The organism is Serratia sp. LTN-2 (genome assembly GCF_059740205.1).
In genome coordinates this window covers 113,701-130,584 of record NZ_JCAXDO010000002.1, presented here as the reverse complement: position 1 = coordinate 130,584, position 16,884 = coordinate 113,701, and the positions used below count along the sequence as shown (strand labels likewise).

Annotated in this window: 15 protein-coding genes; 13 read left to right on the top strand and 2 right to left on the bottom strand. The window is 58.1% G+C overall.

What is annotated here, in order from left to right:
• Positions 1 to 38: 38 nt before the first annotated feature.
• The 7 genes from aroA (at position 39) to lpxK (ending at position 9,797) form a co-directional block, all read left to right on the top strand.
• Entirely contained in the window at positions 39 to 1,325 is a 1,287-nt protein-coding gene (aroA, locus tag AC6BYQ_RS04370) for a 3-phosphoshikimate 1-carboxyvinyltransferase (RefSeq protein WP_063919128.1), read from the top strand.
• A 266-nt stretch (positions 1,326 to 1,591) separates the two neighbouring features.
• A complete protein-coding gene (cmk, locus tag AC6BYQ_RS04365) occupies positions 1,592 to 2,281 on the top strand; it encodes a (d)CMP kinase (RefSeq protein ID WP_025159679.1) in 690 nt (229 codons plus the stop codon).
• 184 nt (positions 2,282 to 2,465) lie between these two features.
• On the top strand, positions 2,466 to 4,139 hold the full coding sequence (gene rpsA, locus AC6BYQ_RS04360; RefSeq protein WP_004928267.1) for a 30S ribosomal protein S1: 1,674 nt from the start codon (positions 2,466 to 2,468) through the stop codon (positions 4,137 to 4,139).
• Positions 4,140 to 4,201: 62 nt separating this feature from the next.
• A complete protein-coding gene (ihfB, locus tag AC6BYQ_RS04355; RefSeq protein WP_004928264.1) occupies positions 4,202 to 4,486 on the top strand; it encodes an integration host factor subunit beta in 285 nt (94 codons plus the stop codon).
• Between the two features lie 270 nt (positions 4,487 to 4,756).
• On the top strand, positions 4,757 to 7,033 hold the full coding sequence (locus tag AC6BYQ_RS04350; RefSeq protein ID WP_498056593.1) for a ComEC family protein: 2,277 nt from the start codon (positions 4,757 to 4,759) through the stop codon (positions 7,031 to 7,033).
• A gap of 35 nt (positions 7,034 to 7,068) precedes the next feature.
• Complete coding sequence (gene msbA / locus AC6BYQ_RS04345) at positions 7,069 to 8,817, top strand: lipid A ABC transporter ATP-binding protein/permease MsbA (protein ID WP_025159678.1); 1,749 nt, start codon at positions 7,069 to 7,071, stop codon at positions 8,815 to 8,817.
• On the top strand, positions 8,817 to 9,797 hold the full coding sequence (gene lpxK / locus AC6BYQ_RS04340; RefSeq protein ID WP_498056357.1) for a tetraacyldisaccharide 4'-kinase: 981 nt from the start codon (positions 8,817 to 8,819) through the stop codon (positions 9,795 to 9,797). Before msbA ends, lpxK begins: the two co-directional genes overlap by 1 nt.
• Before the next feature lie 2 nt (positions 9,798 to 9,799).
• Here lpxK and hglS read toward each other — a convergent pair whose 3' ends face one another.
• Positions 9,800 to 11,206 carry a 2-oxoadipate dioxygenase/decarboxylase HglS gene (gene hglS, locus AC6BYQ_RS04335; RefSeq protein WP_019454538.1) on the bottom strand — a complete coding sequence of 469 codons (1,407 nt, stop codon included), beginning with the start codon at positions 11,204 to 11,206 and terminating at the stop codon, positions 9,800 to 9,802.
• 525 nt (positions 11,207 to 11,731) lie between these two features.
• Between hglS and cspE the strand changes: the two genes are divergently transcribed.
• The 6 genes from cspE to AC6BYQ_RS04305 all read left to right on the top strand — a co-directional run bounded on the left by cspE (position 11,732) and on the right by AC6BYQ_RS04305 (position 15,995).
• A complete protein-coding gene (gene cspE / locus AC6BYQ_RS04330; protein WP_019454537.1) occupies positions 11,732 to 11,941 on the top strand; it encodes a transcription antiterminator/RNA stability regulator CspE in 210 nt (69 codons plus the stop codon).
• 222 nt (positions 11,942 to 12,163) lie between these two features.
• Positions 12,164 to 12,385 (top strand): cold-shock protein, encoded by a 222-nt coding sequence (locus tag AC6BYQ_RS04325; protein ID WP_004928241.1) that lies wholly within the window; start codon positions 12,164 to 12,166, stop codon positions 12,383 to 12,385.
• 113 nt (positions 12,386 to 12,498) lie between these two features.
• Entirely contained in the window at positions 12,499 to 13,725 is a 1,227-nt protein-coding gene (locus AC6BYQ_RS04320) for a winged helix-turn-helix domain-containing protein (RefSeq protein WP_498056356.1), read from the top strand.
• A 296-nt stretch (positions 13,726 to 14,021) separates the two neighbouring features.
• Positions 14,022 to 14,204 (top strand): Trm112 family protein, encoded by a 183-nt coding sequence (locus AC6BYQ_RS04315; RefSeq protein ID WP_004928237.1) that lies wholly within the window; start codon positions 14,022 to 14,024, stop codon positions 14,202 to 14,204.
• On the top strand, positions 14,201 to 14,950 hold the full coding sequence (gene kdsB, locus AC6BYQ_RS04310) for a 3-deoxy-manno-octulosonate cytidylyltransferase (RefSeq protein WP_019454535.1): 750 nt from the start codon (positions 14,201 to 14,203) through the stop codon (positions 14,948 to 14,950). The genes AC6BYQ_RS04315 and kdsB overlap by 4 nt, the downstream gene beginning before the upstream one ends.
• Before the next feature lie 148 nt (positions 14,951 to 15,098).
• Complete coding sequence (locus AC6BYQ_RS04305) at positions 15,099 to 15,995, top strand: YcbJ family phosphotransferase (RefSeq protein WP_019454534.1); 897 nt, start codon at positions 15,099 to 15,101, stop codon at positions 15,993 to 15,995.
• 7 nt (positions 15,996 to 16,002) lie between these two features.
• On the opposite strand, the gene elyC is transcribed toward AC6BYQ_RS04305, so the two are convergent.
• Entirely contained in the window at positions 16,003 to 16,776 is a 774-nt protein-coding gene (elyC, locus tag AC6BYQ_RS04300; protein WP_019454533.1) for an envelope biogenesis factor ElyC, read from the bottom strand.
• Positions 16,777 to 16,884 lie beyond the last annotated feature (108 nt).

Genomic DNA, 16,884 nt, shown 5'->3' with positions numbered 1-16,884 from the left:
AGCCGTTTCGTTTATCAGAATTGGAGAGTTTTGTTCACATGGTGGATTCCCTGACGTTACAACCGGTTGCCCTGGTCAATGGCACCGTCAACTTACCCGGCTCCAAGAGCGTTTCTAACCGCGCTCTGCTGCTGGCTGCGCTGGCGAAAGGAACGACCCGGCTGACCAACCTGCTGGACAGCGACGACGTGCGTCATATGCTGAACGCGCTGCAGGCGTTGGGCGTGAGCTATCAGCTTTCCGCTGACCGCACCGTGTGCGAAGTGACCGGCGTGGCCGGCCCGTTGGTGGCCGAACGGCCGCTGGAACTGTTCCTCGGCAATGCCGGCACCGCGATGCGCCCGTTGGCGGCGGCGCTGTGCCTCGGCGAAGGCGACGTGGTGTTGACCGGTGAACCGCGCATGAAAGAGCGCCCGATCGGCCATCTGGTGGACGCGTTGCGCCAGGGCGGGGCGCAGATTGATTACCTCGAGCAGACCGATTACCCGCCGATTCGCCTGCGCGGCGGCTTCCAGGGCGGCGACGTCACCGTCGACGGCAGCGTCTCCAGCCAGTTCCTGACCGCGTTGCTGATGACCGCGCCGTTGGCGCCGCAGGATACGCAGATCCACATCAAGGGAGAGCTGGTCTCCAAGCCGTACATCGACATCACGCTGCATCTGATGCGCACCTTCGGCGTAGCGGTCAGCCACGACAACTATCGGGTGTTCCATATCCAGGGGCGCCAGACGTATATCGCGCCGGGCGATTACCTGGTTGAGGGCGACGCCTCTTCCGCCTCTTACTTCCTGGCGGCGGCGGCGATCAAGGGCGGCACCGTGCGCGTGACCGGCATCGGTCGCAAAAGCGTGCAGGGCGACACCAAGTTCGCCGACGTGCTGGAGAAAATGGGCGCGCGCATCACCTGGGGCGACGATTTCATCGAGTGCAGCCGCGGTGAACTGCGCGGCATCGACATGGACATGAACCACATTCCGGACGCGGCGATGACCATCGCTACCGCGGCGCTGTTCGCCGAGGGGCCGACCACCATCCGCAATATCTACAACTGGCGGGTGAAGGAGACCGATCGCCTGGCGGCGATGGCTACCGAGCTGCGCAAGGTCGGGGCGGAAGTGGATGAAGGCGAAGACTACATTCACGTGGTGCCGCCGGCCAAGCTGCAGTTCGCCGAGATAGGCACCTACAACGATCACCGCATGGCGATGTGTTTCTCGCTGGTGGCACTGTCGGATACCCCGGTCACCATTCTCGATCCGAAATGCACCGCGAAAACCTTCCCTGACTATTTCGAACAGCTGGCGCGCATCAGCCAGCCGGCGTAACCCGTCAAATCGTTTATTTTAAGGCCCCTTTGCGGGCCTTTATCATTTTTAACCTTTGGCGACCGGCGTTTCTTCTATACTTTTTCGCGGTTGTGCGCTTATTTTCAACAACCGGACAGTTCCAGGGTAACAGATCGCCGTAGGGCAGCGTATAATACGCCACCGTATTTGCCCCTGATTGGGCAGGTGACAGAGAGTGCGGCGCGCGGGCCTTGAGCCGAAGCACGCCGTGTCTCTGTGAGGTTTTCTACCTGAAGGAGAGAGAAATGACGGCTACAGCCCCGGTGATAACCGTTGATGGACCAAGTGGCGCAGGCAAAGGCACGCTGTGTAAAGCGTTGGCCGAGTCCCTTGGTTGGCGTTTGCTGGACTCCGGCGCGATCTATCGCGTGCTGGCGCTGGCGGCGTTGCATCATCAGGTGGATATCACTTCTGAGGAAGCGCTGGTTCCGCTGGCCGCACATCTCGATGTTCGCTTCGTTGCCCAGGACGGCAAGCTGCAGGTGATTTTGGAAGGTGAGGACGTCAGCAACGAGATCCGCACCGAAACCGTCGGCAACACCGCGTCGCAAGCGGCGGCGTTTCCGCGCGTGCGCGAGGCGTTGCTGCGCCGCCAGCGTGCATTCCGCGAGGCGCCCGGCCTGATTGCCGATGGCCGCGACATGGGCACGGTGGTGTTCCCGGACGCGCCGGTCAAGATTTTCCTCGACGCCAGCTCGGAGGAGCGCGCGCACCGCCGCATGCTGCAGTTGCAGGAGAAGGGCTTTAATGTTAACTTTGAACGTCTTTTAGCCGAGATAAAGGAACGGGACGACCGTGACCGTAATCGGCCTATCGCGCCTCTGGTGCCCGCTTCAGACGCCCTCGTGCTGGATTCTACCAGCATGTCGATCGAAGAAGTAATCCGGCAGGCGTTGACGTATGCACAGAAAGTGTTGGCGTTGCCGCAGCGATAAGCGCGGCGGCGCTATTGGCTTTTTGTCATATTTGTCATAGCGGTATCGCAATATATCGGGTAAAATTTTACCCCTGTAACCTTAAACCCTGTCGGCATGGAGCCAATGGCGGGGTATGTGAAACAACCCCATTCGGCGGGATGCTAAATGGACGTTAAACTAAAGAACCCTGAAGATTAACAACATGACTGAATCTTTCGCTCAACTCTTTGAAGAATCCTTAAAAGAAATCGAAACCCGCCCGGGTTCCATCGTTCGTGGCGTCGTTGTTGCTATCGACAAAGATATCGTACTGGTTGACGCTGGTCTGAAATCTGAGTCTGCCATCCCGGCTGAGCAATTCAAAAACGCCCAGGGCGAGCTGGAAATCCAGGTTGGTGACGAAGTTGACGTTGCTCTGGATGCTGTTGAAGACGGCTTCGGTGAAACCCTGCTGTCCCGTGAGAAAGCTAAGCGTCACGAAGCTTGGATCACGCTGGAAAAAGCCTACGAAGAAGCTGAGACTGTAACCGGTGTTATCAACGGCAAAGTGAAGGGTGGCTTCACCGTCGAGCTGAACGGCATCCGCGCGTTCCTGCCAGGTTCCCTGGTTGACGTGCGTCCGGTACGTGACACTCTGCACCTGGAAGGCAAAGAGCTTGAGTTCAAAGTCATCAAGCTGGATCAGAAGCGCAACAACGTTGTCGTTTCTCGCCGTGCGGTTATCGAATCCGAGAACAGCGCTGAGCGCGATCAACTGCTGGAAAACCTGCAGGAAGGCATGGAAGTTAAAGGTATCGTTAAGAACCTCACTGACTACGGTGCATTCGTTGATCTGGGCGGCGTAGACGGCCTGCTGCACATCACTGACATGGCTTGGAAACGCGTTAAGCACCCAAGCGAAATCGTCAACGTTGGCGATGAAATCACTGTTAAAGTGCTGAAGTTCGACCGCGAGCGTACTCGTGTATCCCTGGGCCTGAAACAGCTGGGCGAAGATCCATGGGTTGCTATCGCGAAACGTTACCCAGAAGGCACCAAGCTGACTGGTCGTGTAACCAACCTGACTGATTACGGCTGCTTCGTAGAAATCGAAGAAGGCGTTGAAGGTCTGGTACACGTTTCTGAAATGGATTGGACCAACAAAAACATCCATCCGTCCAAAGTTGTTAACGTGGGCGACGTAGTGGAAGTGATGGTTCTGGACATCGATGAAGAACGTCGTCGTATCTCCCTGGGCCTGAAGCAGTGCAAATCCAACCCATGGCAGCAGTTCGCAGAAACCCACAACAAGGGCGACCGCGTTGAAGGTAAAATCAAGTCTATCACTGACTTCGGTATCTTCATCGGCCTGGACGGCGGCATCGACGGCCTGGTTCACCTGTCTGACATCTCCTGGAACGTTGCAGGCGAAGAAGCAGTACGTGAATACAAGAAAGGCGACGAAATCGCTGCGGTTGTTCTGCAAGTTGACGCAGAGCGCGAGCGTATCTCCCTGGGCGTGAAGCAACTGGCTGAAGACCCGTTCAATAACTACCTGTCTATGAACAAGAAAGGTGCTATTGTTACTGGTAAAGTCACTGCAGTTGACGCCAAAGGTGCTACAGTTGAATTGGCAGGCGGCGTAGAAGGTTACCTGCGTGCATCTGAAGCCTCTCGCGACCGCATTGAAGATGCAACTCTGGTTCTGAACGTAGGTGACGAAGTTGAAGCTAAATTCACCGGCGTTGACCGTAAGAACCGCGTTGTAAGCCTGTCCGTACGTGCTAAGGACGAAGCTGACGAGAAAGACGCCATCGCAACTGTTAACAACAAACAGGAAGAAGGCAACTTCTCTAACGCAATGGCTGAAGCTTTCAAAGCGGCTAAAGGCGAGTAATGACGGGGGGCGGTCTCTGGCCGCCCCGATACGGTAGTTTAGCTGCAAAGCTTGGAGGTACTATGACCAAGTCTGAACTTATTGAAAGACTTGCTGGCCAGCAATCTCATATTCCGGCGAAGGCCGTTGAGGATGCAGTGAAAGAGATGCTTGAGCACATGGCCGCTACGCTGGCCGAGGGCGAACGCATTGAGATCCGCGGATTCGGCAGTTTTTCTCTTCACTACCGTGCCCCGCGTGTAGGTCGTAACCCGAAAACCGGTGACAAAGTCGAGCTGGACGGCAAGTACGTTCCTCACTTCAAACCAGGCAAAGAGTTGCGTGACCGCGCCAATATCTATGGTTAGTCACTGACTGCTCATAGCGTTGTTGCTTGTAAAGAATATAAAACGGTGCCTTTAAGGCGCCGTTTTTTTTCGCCTGTGGTTCTCAGCGCTCCGCTCGTGAATTGCGTACCGCGCCGCATGTGCAGTGTGGTTGCTGCATAAACTTCTCTTATCCTGCCAGGTTCACCGCATCTTCGCTAAAGCCCGCTGGCGGCGGCATATCGCCTGAATAATCCTGTTTGCCTGCCGCGACGCGCTTTTGCTGATGGCGGGTAGGATGGGAGAAGAGCGATCAAACTTTCGCTGGATCTGGCGATTTTCGCCGTTATCGGCGGCATTCTGCCGCTGCTGGTTTTACCGCGGTTGCCTGAGCCATGGCTGCTGTGGCCGATATTGCTTGCCGCCGGTTTACTGCTGCGCATGCGCTGGTCGTTCTGTCGCTATTTGGCCTGTCTGGGGTTGGGATTCACATGGGCGGTTTTTAACGCCGGAACCCTGATCGGGCAAATGGAACGCTTAAGCCACGGGCCGGAGGTGACGGCGGTGGCGCAGGTAAGCAGCATCGCGCTGAAGTCCGCCGACAGCAAGCAGACATTGATGCGTATCGAGCGGATCGATGGCCATTGGCTGGTGCCTGCGCTGGCGTTTACCACCGCATGGGTTCCGCAACAGCGGCGGTTGTGCGCCGGGCAGCGTTGGCAATTGAAACTGCGTTTACGCCCGGTGCATGGCAAGCTCAATGAAGGGGGTTTCGACAGCCAGCGTTGGGCTATCGCACAGCGCCAGCCGCTGACCGGCCAGGTCAGGCAGGCTTATTTATTGGAAGGCGGTTGCAGCCTGCGCCAGCACATCATCAGCCATGCGGAAACCAATATCGGTGAGCTGCGTTACAAGGCCGTGTTGCTGGCGCTGGCGTTTGGGGAACGAACCGCGCTGGAACAGGCTTTACGCACGCTGATGCTGAAAACCGGCATTGCACATTTAATGGCCATTTCAGGGCTGCATGTAGCGATGGTCGCCATCTTGCTCTGGGCCGTGCTGCGCGGGCTGCAGTTTTTTCTTTCTGCCCACCTGATTGGCTATCGTTTTCCACTGATCGTGGGCTGGGTGGCGACGCTGATCTATGTCTGGTTGGTGGGCGCCCAGCCGCCGGCGGTGCGCTCCCTCCTGGCAATGACATTGTGGATGTCGCTGCGTCTGCGTGGGGTGCTTTGCTCTTCCTGGCAAGTGTGGCTGTGGTGTGTCGGGCTGATTTTGCTGTGCGATCCGCTGGCGGTATTGTCAGACAGCTTCTGGCTGTCGGTGTTGGCGGTAGGTTGCCTGATTTTTTGGTTTGAATGGGCGCCGCTCGGTGAACGATTTCGCTCAGCCTGGTACTGGGCGCCGGTGCGCTGGTTACATATTCAACTTGGCATGACGCTGCTGCTGGTGCCGATGCAGGCCGCGTTGTTTCTGGGCCTGACGCTGACCTCATTGCCGGCTAATTTGTGGGCGGTGCCCATCGTTTCATTGATGACGGTGCCGTTGATCTTGCTGGCGGTGATCTTTGGCTTCGCTCCTTCATTAAGCTACGGGTTATGGTGGCTGGCGGACGTCACGTTGCACTGGGTGTTTGTGCCGCTGAATCATCTGCAGCATGGCTGGGTGGATTTGGGGGCCGCTTCGCTGGTGGCCAGCGCAGCGGGATGGCTTATCGTTATCTGTTGGCGATTTCATTGGTGGTGGCGCTATGCGCCGGGGCTGGCGGCGGTGGCGATATGCTGCGTGTTGTGGCGTGGCAAAGCGCCGGACTATCGTTGGCGTGTCGATATGCTTGATGTCGGGCACGGGTTGGCGGTGGTTATCGAGCAAAACGGCAAGGGGATACTGTACGATACCGGCGATCGTTGGCCCGCGGGCAGCGCTGCCGAGCGACATATCTTACCGATGCTGAACTGGCGGGATATTGAGCTGGAGCAGATCATTATCAGCCATATTCACCTCGATCATATCGGCGGGTTGCCGGCGGTGCGGCGGGCGTTTCCGCAGGCTACGGTGCGCAGCCCGATACGCGGGGAAGGGCACTTGCCCTGCGTCGCCGGTGAGCGTTGGCGCTGGCAATCGCTGCAATTCGAGGTGCTGTGGCCGCCGAAAACGCTCAAAAGGCCGGTCAATGACGACTCCTGCGTGATCCGTATCGACGATGGAAAATACAGCCTGCTGCTCACCGGCGATGCGGAAAAGAAGGCGGAGGCGCAGTTGTTACGGTTGCGGCGCGATCGTTTGGCCGCCACGGTGTTGCAGGTGGGACACCACGGCAGCAGGACGTCCTCGACGCCGCCGTTTCTGCGCGCGGTCAATCCCGAAGCGGCGCTGGCGTCCGCATCTCGTTACAACAAATGGCGATTACCGGCGCGGAAAGTGGTCGCCAGATACCGGGCAAATGGCATCCAATGGCGTGATACGACGCGCTCCGGTCAGTTATCGGTACTTTTTTTCGACAACGATTGGCAAATTAAAGGCTTTCGCGAACAATTAATGCCCCGTTGGTATCATCAGCGGTTTGGCGTAGAGGGTGATAATGAGTAAAATAGGCCGCTATTTCTTCCGATGCTGGTATTTGCATGATGAATGATAAAGATCTCTCGACCTGGCAGACGTTCCGTCGACTCTGGCCGATGATCACTCCTTTTAAGACCGGGCTGATTGTGGCCGCCATTGCGTTGATTATGAACGCAGCGGGGGACACGCTGATGCTGTCTCTGCTTAAACCGCTATTGGACGATGGGTTTGGAAAAACCGACAGCAGCGTGCTGGTATGGATGCCGTTGGCGGTCATTGCGCTGATGTTGATGCGCGGCGTGACCAGCTTTGTTTCAAGCTACTGCATTTCCTGGGTTTCCGGCATGGTGGTGATGCAGATGCGTCGCCGCCTGTTTGGCCACATGATGAGAATGCCGGTGGCCTTCTTCGATCAGCAGTCCACCGGGACTCTGCTGTCGCGCATCACCTATGATTCCGAGCAGGTGGCTTCCTCCTCCTCCAGCGCGCTGGTGACCGTGGTGCGAGAAGGGGCCTCGATCATTGGCCTGTTCATCATGATGTTCTACTACAGCTGGCAGCTGTCGGTGATCCTGATCGTGCTGGCGCCGATCGTTTCCATCGCCATTCGCCTGGTGTCCAAGCGTTTCCGCAACATCAGCAAGAACATGCAGAACACCATGGGGCAGGTCACCACCAGCGCCGAACAGATGCTGAAAGGCCATAAAGAAGTGCTGATCTTCGGTGGCCAGCAGGTGGAAACCGAGCGCTTTAACTCGGTGAGCAACCGCATGCGCCAACAGGGCATGAAACTGGTGTCCGCGTCTTCGATCTCCGATCCGATCATTCAGTTGATCGCTTCGCTGGCGCTGGCGTTCGTGCTGTTTGCCGCCAGCTTCCCAAGCGTGATGGAAACCCTGACCGCCGGTACCATTACCGTGGTGTTCTCGTCGATGATCGCGCTGATGCGTCCTCTGAAATCGCTGACCAACGTCAATGCCCAGTTCCAGCGTGGGATGGCGGCCTGCCAGACGCTGTTCTCCATTTTGGATATGGAACAGGAAAAAGACACCGGCACCCGTGAAGTGAAGCGTGCGAAAGGCGATATCGAATTCCGCAATGTCACCTTCTACTACCCGGCCAAAGAAACGCCGGCGCTGCGTGACATCAACCTGAAAATCGCTGAAGGCAAGACCGTGGCGCTGGTAGGGCGTTCGGGGTCAGGTAAATCCACCATCGCCAACCTGCTGACGCGTTTCTACGATATCCAGGAAGGCGAAATCCTGATGGATGGCCACGATCTGCGGGAATACACGCTGGCTTCGCTGCGCAATCAGGTGGCGCTGGTCTCGCAAAACGTGCACCTGTTCAACGACACCATCGCCAACAACATCGCCTATGCGCGCGAAAGCGAATACAGCCGCGAGCAGATTGAGAAAGCGGCCGAAATGGCGTACGCGATGGACTTCATCAACAAGATGGAAAACGGCCTGGACACGGTGATCGGTGAAAATGGCGTGATGCTGTCCGGCGGCCAACGTCAGCGTATCGCCATCGCGCGTGCGCTGCTGCGCGACTGCCCGATCCTGATCCTGGATGAGGCCACTTCTGCGCTGGATACGGAATCCGAACGCGCCATTCAGGCTGCGCTGGACGAACTGCAGAAAGACCGCACTTCGCTGGTGATCGCGCACCGTTTGTCGACCATTGAGAAGGCGGACGAGATCCTGGTGGTGGAAGATGGGCGCATCGTCGAACGCGGCGAGCACGCTGAGTTGCTTGAACAGCACGGCGCCTATTCGCAGCTGCACCGCATGCAGTTTGGCCAATAATGATCGAGCGCATTTGGTCCGGCGGATCGCTGCTTTATCTGGCGCTGCTGCCGCTCTCCTGGCTGTATGGCCTGTTCAGTTGGCTGATTCGCCTCAGCTATCGCTGCGGCCTGCGCAAAAGCTGGCGCGCGCCGGTGCCGGTGGTAGTGGTGGGCAACCTCACCGCCGGCGGCAACGGCAAAACCCCGATGGTGATCTGGCTGGTGGAACACCTGCAGCAGCGGGGCTACCGCGTTGGCGTGGTGTCGCGCGGCTACGGCGGCAAGTCGGCAGTCTATCCCCTGGTGCTCAGTCGGAATACTTCAACCCGTGAGGCGGGGGATGAGCCGGTGCTGATTTATCAGCGCACCGGGGCGCCTGTGGCGATCGCGCCCAAGCGGGCTGAGGCGGTGCAGGCATTGCTGCAGCAACAACCGTTGGATGTGATCATCACCGATGACGGCTTGCAGCACTATGCTTTGCAGCGCGATTTCGAGCTGGTGGTTATCGACGGCGTGCGCCGTTTCGGCAACGGTTGGTGGTTGCCGGCCGGGCCAATGCGCGAGCGCGCCGCGCGGCTTGCCAGCGTCGATGCGCGCGTCGCCAACGGCGGCGTGGCGCAGGCTGGGGAAATCGCCATGCGCTTGCAGGCGCGTGACGCGGTTAATCTGCTGAGCGGAGAACGCCGCACGGCGGCCGAGCTGCCGCGCGTGGTGGCGATGGCAGGCATCGGCCATCCGCCGCGTTTCTTCGCGACGCTGGAAAAGTTGAACGTCGACGTTGTGCAGGAAGTGGCGTTCGCCGATCATCAGGAATATCAGCAGGCGCAGTTGGCGGCACTGGTCTGTGCAGACCAAACGCTGCTGATGACGGAGAAAGACGCGGTGAAGTGTCGCGCCTTTGCCCAGCCCAATTGGTGGTATTTACCGGTTGATGCGGTGCTGCCGTCCGCTCAGGCTGAGCAACTGCTGCAGGATATCGAATCCCTGCTGACTAAATAACCTCAGGATGCCAGCGTGGCAAGCCCCAGGGCTTGTGCGCAGGCCTCCAGCGAACGCTGCTGGGTCTGCTGATACAGCGCCAGTTCATCGATCACCTCACTGCCCAACGCTTGTTCAAATGCCGCCCGGCTGGAAACCGCGTTGTACTGCGCGTGGCGGCTGTCCCCCAGATTCGACTGGAAAATCCCCGCAGCGCTGACCGGTAGAAAATCTTCATACACCAGCGGTTGGAAGCGAACGTGTTCTTTCGCGATCAGCTGCTCCAGCGTGCTGTGTTTATCCAGCGATTCTTTGGCCGCCAGGCCGCATTCGGTCGGGAAGTAGCGGAACCAGGCCAGCTGCTGCTCGCGCAGCGTGGCGTAATCATCCGGAAACGCCCGGAAGTTTTCTTCCAGCAGTTGATAGTAGCGTTCCGCATTTTTCTCGCTCGGCGGCGCCTGCAGCGCATCGTTGGTCGCTTGCAGCAGGCGATCGTAGAGTTCACGGCCTTTAGGTGTCAGCGCCACGCCGCGCTGTTCGATTTCGCCGAAGCGTGCGGTATGGTGACCGGCGACGGCGTGGCCATCTCGCTCAACGAAATCGACGCTTTCCTCCAATGCTTTGAAGCTGGTTTGGCGCAGCAGGATTGCACGGCGGCGGCGCGGCGGGCCCTCGATAACCGCCTTGGGCGTAATGCCGCGGCCGGGCATCGCCTGCTGAACGCGATCGATATCCAGCGTGCGCGGCGTCAGGTGGTTGATATGCGGCCCTTTAAACGCCACCACGTCGGCGATCAGGCGATGTTGATCGTGCAACTGTCGGTATTCTTCGGCGCTGACCGTCGCCTGATTGTGCCAGCGGAAGGTTTCCAGCGCTTGCTCGACAAACTCTTGCGCCTGCGCTTCGTTCAATCCGCCTTGCGTTTCTTGCAGCGCGATCAGTTCCAGCGCGCGTTCGGTAAAGATGCGGCGGCGCGCCAGCAAGCGCTCGGCCAGCTCACGCAGCGCGAGATCTTCAATCAGTTCCAGGCGCAGCAGTGAGGTGAATACGCGGAATGGGCTGACCTGCAGCGCGTCTTCGTGTACGGCGCGAAAGGCGGTGGAGTGCACCGGAACGCCCGCTACCGACAGATCATAGTAGCCGACCGGCGCCATGCCCATCACCCGGAACAGGCGGCGCAGGGTGGCCAACTCGTCCGCGGTGCCGACGCGGATTGCGCCGTGGCGCTCCATCGCCAGGCGCTCGATCTCGCCGGTAATTTGCAGTTGATGGGCCAGTGCGGCATCTTCGCGCAGAACCTGTCGGTTGGTTTCCGCCACCAGTTCCAGCAGATCGCCGTACAGCGGTACCTCTTTTTGGTACATGTCCGACATGGCGTGAGAGAATCTGGCGCGGATTTCATTAGGTGAAACGAACTGCTGGGCGGTCATGCGCATAGCTCCTTGATTCAGCATAATCTGAAAAATCGTGTTTTTAGCGGCAAAAGTGCTGGCGAAAAAGCCGTCTGCCTTGTTTTCCCCTCAAGTTTAGCCATCTGATTTGGGATTTGTTATAGACGCGCCAAGCATATTAGAGTTTTATGCGTTAGCTCTCATTTGCAGCGTACGGACGGGCAAAGGATGCCCTGGCGAGGGGGCGGATGCGGCGGATGGGCTGCGGCGAACGATAAATTAATTCATGTATATTCAGCAGGATAAAAATAAATTCGGCGTAATGGCGAATTTAATGCAATAAACCTCTTGTGCATTCACCATTTTTATGAGTAAATGCAAGTCGGCCTGTAATCCAGACCTATTTATGTTCGAGTTTAGAGTTAAGCAGTTCCTCCAAAAACGTTATCATCCGATTCCGCTTCAAAGACGAACCTTCTAAGTACCTCCCATAAGTAATGTTTCTGAAATGGCCTCAATTGCCTCTTATGGCAGGTTTTGTAAATATATTTAAAGGTAAATGTAATGTCTAAGAAGACTGGTCAGGTTAAGTGGTTCAACGAAAGCAAAGGTTTTGGTTTCATTGAGCAGAACGACGGCGGCAAAGATGTATTCGTACACTTCTCCGCAATCATGACCGACGGTTTCAAGACCCTGGCTGAAGGCCAGCGTGTCGAGTACACCATCCAGGACAGCCCGCGCGGGCCGGCTGCCGCCAACGTTGTTGCTCTGTAAGAATACAGGGAACGCGTATAAGAGATCTTAATACAACCATGGTGACGCCTCAGCGCAGAGTCATGCGGAAGATATTAAGTTCAACAAGCCCGCCTTAGTGCGGGTTTTTTATTTTTTTGCTCACGAGAGGTTTGTTACGAAAAACTTTAGGATGGGCTGGTAGCGTCCAGACAATATAAAAAATGACGTTGTCAAGGATGCTCAAGTAAAAGGATATCAGTTATGTTTAAAAATACCGTGTTAAAAATGGGCCGTGTGAAATGGTTTAATCAGGCCGAAGGCTATGGTTTTATTTCACCGGTAGATGGCAGCGACGAAATCTATGTCAATCGCAACGCTATCGCCAACACCAAAAATAAGTCGTTGAACGAAGGTCAGAACGTTGAGTTCTCGATCTATCGCAGCTCGCATGGGCTGTCCGCGGCAGACGTTATCGCGTTCTGATCGCACCCTCCTTCCTCGCCAGTGCCGGTGTCGCCACCCGCATGCACTGGCGAAGATAAATCCCTCGATATCCACTATTATCAGGCCATTGCCTACTCGTCACGGATATCAGGATGACCACCCCGATGATTTCCCTTACCGCCGCTCGCGCGCTGCACCTTGCCGCCCAGGGGTTGCTTTCTCCGCTTAAACGCCAGGCTCGGCCCGATGACGTCGTGAGCGCGATCCGGCGCATGGGGCTGTTACAAATCGATACCATTAGCGTTGTCGCCCGCAGCCCGTATCTGGTGTTGTTCAGCCGCCTGGGGGCCTATCAGCCGGAATGGCTGGAGCAGGCGCTCGCCGGCCGCCAGCTGTTCGAATATTGGGCGCACGAGGCCTGCTTCCTGCCGATCGAGGATTTTGGTCTGTTGCGACATCGCATGTTGGCGCCCCATGACATGGGTTGGAAATACTCCGCCGACTGGGTGCGGCAGCATCAAGCGGCGATGGAAAGTCTGTTGCGGCACATCGAACGACAGGGGCCGGTGCGTTCCGCGGATTTCAGCGCCGAGAAGAAGGGCAACAGCGGGTGGTGGGACTGGAAGCCGGAGAAACGGCACCTGGAGATCCTGTTTACCGCCGGCAAACTGATGGTGGCCGAACGCCGCAACTTCCACCGGGTTTACGATCTGACCGAAAGGCTGCTTCCGGCCTGGGACGATGCGCGCCATACGCTGCCTGTAGAGCAGGCGCGCCGACAGATGCTGCACCGTACCTGCCGCTATCTGGGCATTTTTCGCGCCGAATGGTTGGCGGATTATTATCGCTTGAAGCGCGTGGCGCCAAAAGCCTTGCTGGCCGAGTTGCAGGAGCAGGGAGAGATTACGCCGGTGCGGGTAGCGGGGCTGGAAGGGCAGTTCTATGTGCATGAATCACTGGCGGAACTGCTGCCGCTGGCGGAGCAGGGCAAACTCAAATCGACGGTCACCAGCCTGCTGTCGCCTTTTGATCCGGTGGTTTGGGATCGCCGCCGTGCGCTGGAGCTGTTCGGCTTTGACTATCGTCTGGAGTGTTACACGCCGAAAGAAAAACGCCGCTACGGTTACTTCACGTTGCCGGTGCTGCATCGCGGTGAGCTGGTGGGGCGAATTGACGCCAAGGCACACCGCCGCCAGGGCGTATTCGAGATCATCAGTTTCCATGCCGAGCCGCAGGTGCGCTTCGGCAAACAGCGGGCGCAGGATATCCGGCAAGCCATCGCACGCACGGCCAAATGGCACGGTGCTCAACGCGTAGCGCTGGGCGACATTCCGGCGGCGCTGGCCGCTGAATGGGGAGCTGGCTGGGAAGTGGGATAACGAGCGACGCCGTCGGTGGGGTAAAACGAAGTACCGCGTCGCTCGTTACAAAGGGGCTCAGTGGCTGTAGTTAGCGAACAGAGCGATGATCTTATGCAGACGTTTGATCACGTATCACTGCCTTTTTGTGATTTGTATCACAAAATTCTACGCCGGGATGCGCCGCAGTTCAAGCCGTTGCGCCGGCGTCGTGAGGAAATATCGGCGGGTGGACGCCGCCGGTGATTAACCTGAGGCCGGACGTTATGCTATCCTCATCCCCTTTCCCAGATGACCTATCCCCTTGCGGAGGATGCATGGACCACCGTTTACTCGAAATCGTTGCCTGCCCGGTATGCAACGGCAAACTCTATTTCAATAAAGAAAACCAGGAACTGGTGTGCAAAGCGGACGGGCTGGCTTACCCGCTGCGCGACGGCATTCCGGTGCTGTTGGAAAATGAAGCGCGTGCGCTGTCGCTGGACGAGAAGCACGCATGAGTTTTATCGCTATTATCCCTGCTCGCTACGCCTCGACCCGTTTGCCGGGCAAACCGCTGGCCGATATTCACGGCAAACCGATGGTGGTGCACGTGATGGAGCGCGCCCGTGAGTCCGGCGCCAGCCGCGTCATCGTGGCGACCGATCACCCTGAAGTCGCCAAAGCGGTGGAAGCCGCCGGCGGTGAAGTGTGCATGACCAGTCCGGATCATCATTCCGGCACCGAGCGTTTGGCGGAAGTGATCGCGCATTACGGCTTTGCCGACGACCAGATCATTGTCAACGTGCAGGGCGATGAGCCGCTGATCCCGCCGGTGATCGTGCGGCAGGTGGCGGAGAACCTGGCGGGCAGCCAGGCCGGCATGGCGACGCTGGCGGTGCCGATCGACAGCGCCGAAGAAGCTTTCAATCCTAATGCGGTGAAGGTCGTGATGGATGCGCAGGGTTATGCGCTCTACTTTTCGCGCGCCACCATTCCGTGGGATCGCGAGCGTTTCGCCGCGTCGAAAGAGAGCATCGGTGACAGCCTGTTGCGTCACATCGGTATCTACGCTTACCGCGCCGGCTTCGTGCGCCGCTATGTCAGCTGGGCGCCAAGTCAGCTGGAACAGATCGAGCTGTTGGAACAGCTGCGCGTACTGTGGTACGGTGAAAAAATCCACGTGGCGGTCGCGAAAGCGATCCCGAGCGTGGGGGTCGATACGCCGGAAGATCTCCAGCGCGTGCGCGACAGCATTCAACCCTGAGCCTGAGTTCGTCGGCGCGCTGCGCAACGCGCCGACGATGCAATACCCCCTATCTGATCCCCGTTTTGTTGATCTGCGTTGAAGTATTTTTCCGCTCACCGTTCGATGATGTTACGCATCCCCCTTATTAGCCTGAGGTGAATGCTTTATGGAGCAGTTACGCGCCGAACTGAGCATTGTGCTGGGTGAGTCCATCAGCCGGCTGGAACGGGTGAGCGAGCAGCCTTACGCACATATGTATTCCTTGTACGATCGGCAGGGCAACGCCATGCCGCTGATGGCGAAAAGCTTTATCTGTCAGGGCATCGCCCAGCAAGAGGCGTACAAGCTGTCGATGCTGGCGCGCGACGGGGATATTCGTCTGCCCACGGTGTACGGCGTGGTATGCACCCACCAGGCGCCGTATAAGGAAATTTTGCTGATCGAGCGCCTGCGCGGCGTATCGGTCGAAGCGCCGACACGTTCGCCGGATCGCTGGAACATGCTGATGGAGCAGATCGTCGATGGGATGTTGGCTTGGCACCGCATCGACAGCCACGGCAGCGTAGGCAGCGTCGATAGTACGCAGGAGAACGACTGGTTTTGCTGGTATCAGCAGCGGGTCGAAGTGCTGTGGGCGACGGTGGTCAATCTCAATACGCCGCAGTTGACCATGGCGGATCGGCGTTTGCTGTACCGCACGCGCGAAGCGCTGACCCATTTCTTCGTCGGTTTCGACGATCCCTGCGTGCTGGTGCACGGCAACCTGTCGCTGCGCAGCATGCTGAAAGATCCCAAAACCGATCAGCTGCTGGCGATGCTGAATCCCGGCGTGGTGCTGTGGGCACCGCGCGAATACGATCTTTTCCGCCTTTGCGAGGCGGGCATGCCCAGCCAACTGCTGTTCAGCTATCTGCAGCGGGCGCCGGTCGCCGATTCATTCCTGGCGCGACGCTGGCTGTACGTGGTGTGGGAAGCTGTAGGGCGTTTGATCCATACCGGCCAGCTGGAGCGGCGGCCGTTCGACTCTGCGTCGCAACAGCTGCTGCCCTGGCTGGCCGGTTGAACGGAACTTACTCGGCGCCGGCGTGATCCGCGCCTTTCAGCCATTGCCACAGGCTGCCCAGCGTTTCATACCAGGCGCGCTCGGTATGGCCGAGGAACATCGACGACGGCGTGGCGCGATCCCAGATATTCAGCGGCGAGTCGATCGCCAACTGGTTGGCCGGCGCCGGGATCGGGTGCAGGCCTTTCGCCTCGAAGAAGCGCATGGCGCGCGGCAGATGGTTGGCGGAGGTCACCAGAATGAACGGTTGATCGCCGACCAACTTGGCGACCTGAGCGGCTTCTTCCTCGGTATCGCGCGGTTCCCTCAGGATCACCATATCGCTGCGCGGCACGCCCAGGCTTTCGGCCACCAGCGCCGCCGTGGCGGCGTTGCTTTGCATGCTTCCGGCGGATGCGCCGGTAAACACCATCCTGGCGCCGGGATGCGCAAGGTAAAGCCGCACGCCTTCCGTCACGCGCGGCAGACTGTTGCCGAGCAAATTCGAGCTGGGCGCCCAATCGGGATTGTAGGTATAGCCCCCGCCCAACACCACGATGTAGCTGACCGGATCGTTGCCGCGATAAGTCTGGTATTGGGCTTCGATCGGCCGCAGCAGCCGGTCGGCCACCGGCTGCAGGCTGAAAAGCAGTAAAAACAGCCAGCTCAGCGTAAAAATCGTCTTACCGCTTTTTTGCCAGCGGGTGAACCACAGCAGCAGCAGCGCCAGCCCCATCAGCAACATCAACAGCGGCAGCGGCATCAGCATGGCGCCAAAGAACTTTTTCAGGTTGAACAGCATCGAAAATCAGATCCTTTTGGGTGAAAAAGCGGCATCCAGGCATAAACAGGCCGCAAGAAGATACATTCTAAGCCAGTCTGTGCCAAAATAGCAGGTTTGAATGGGCGT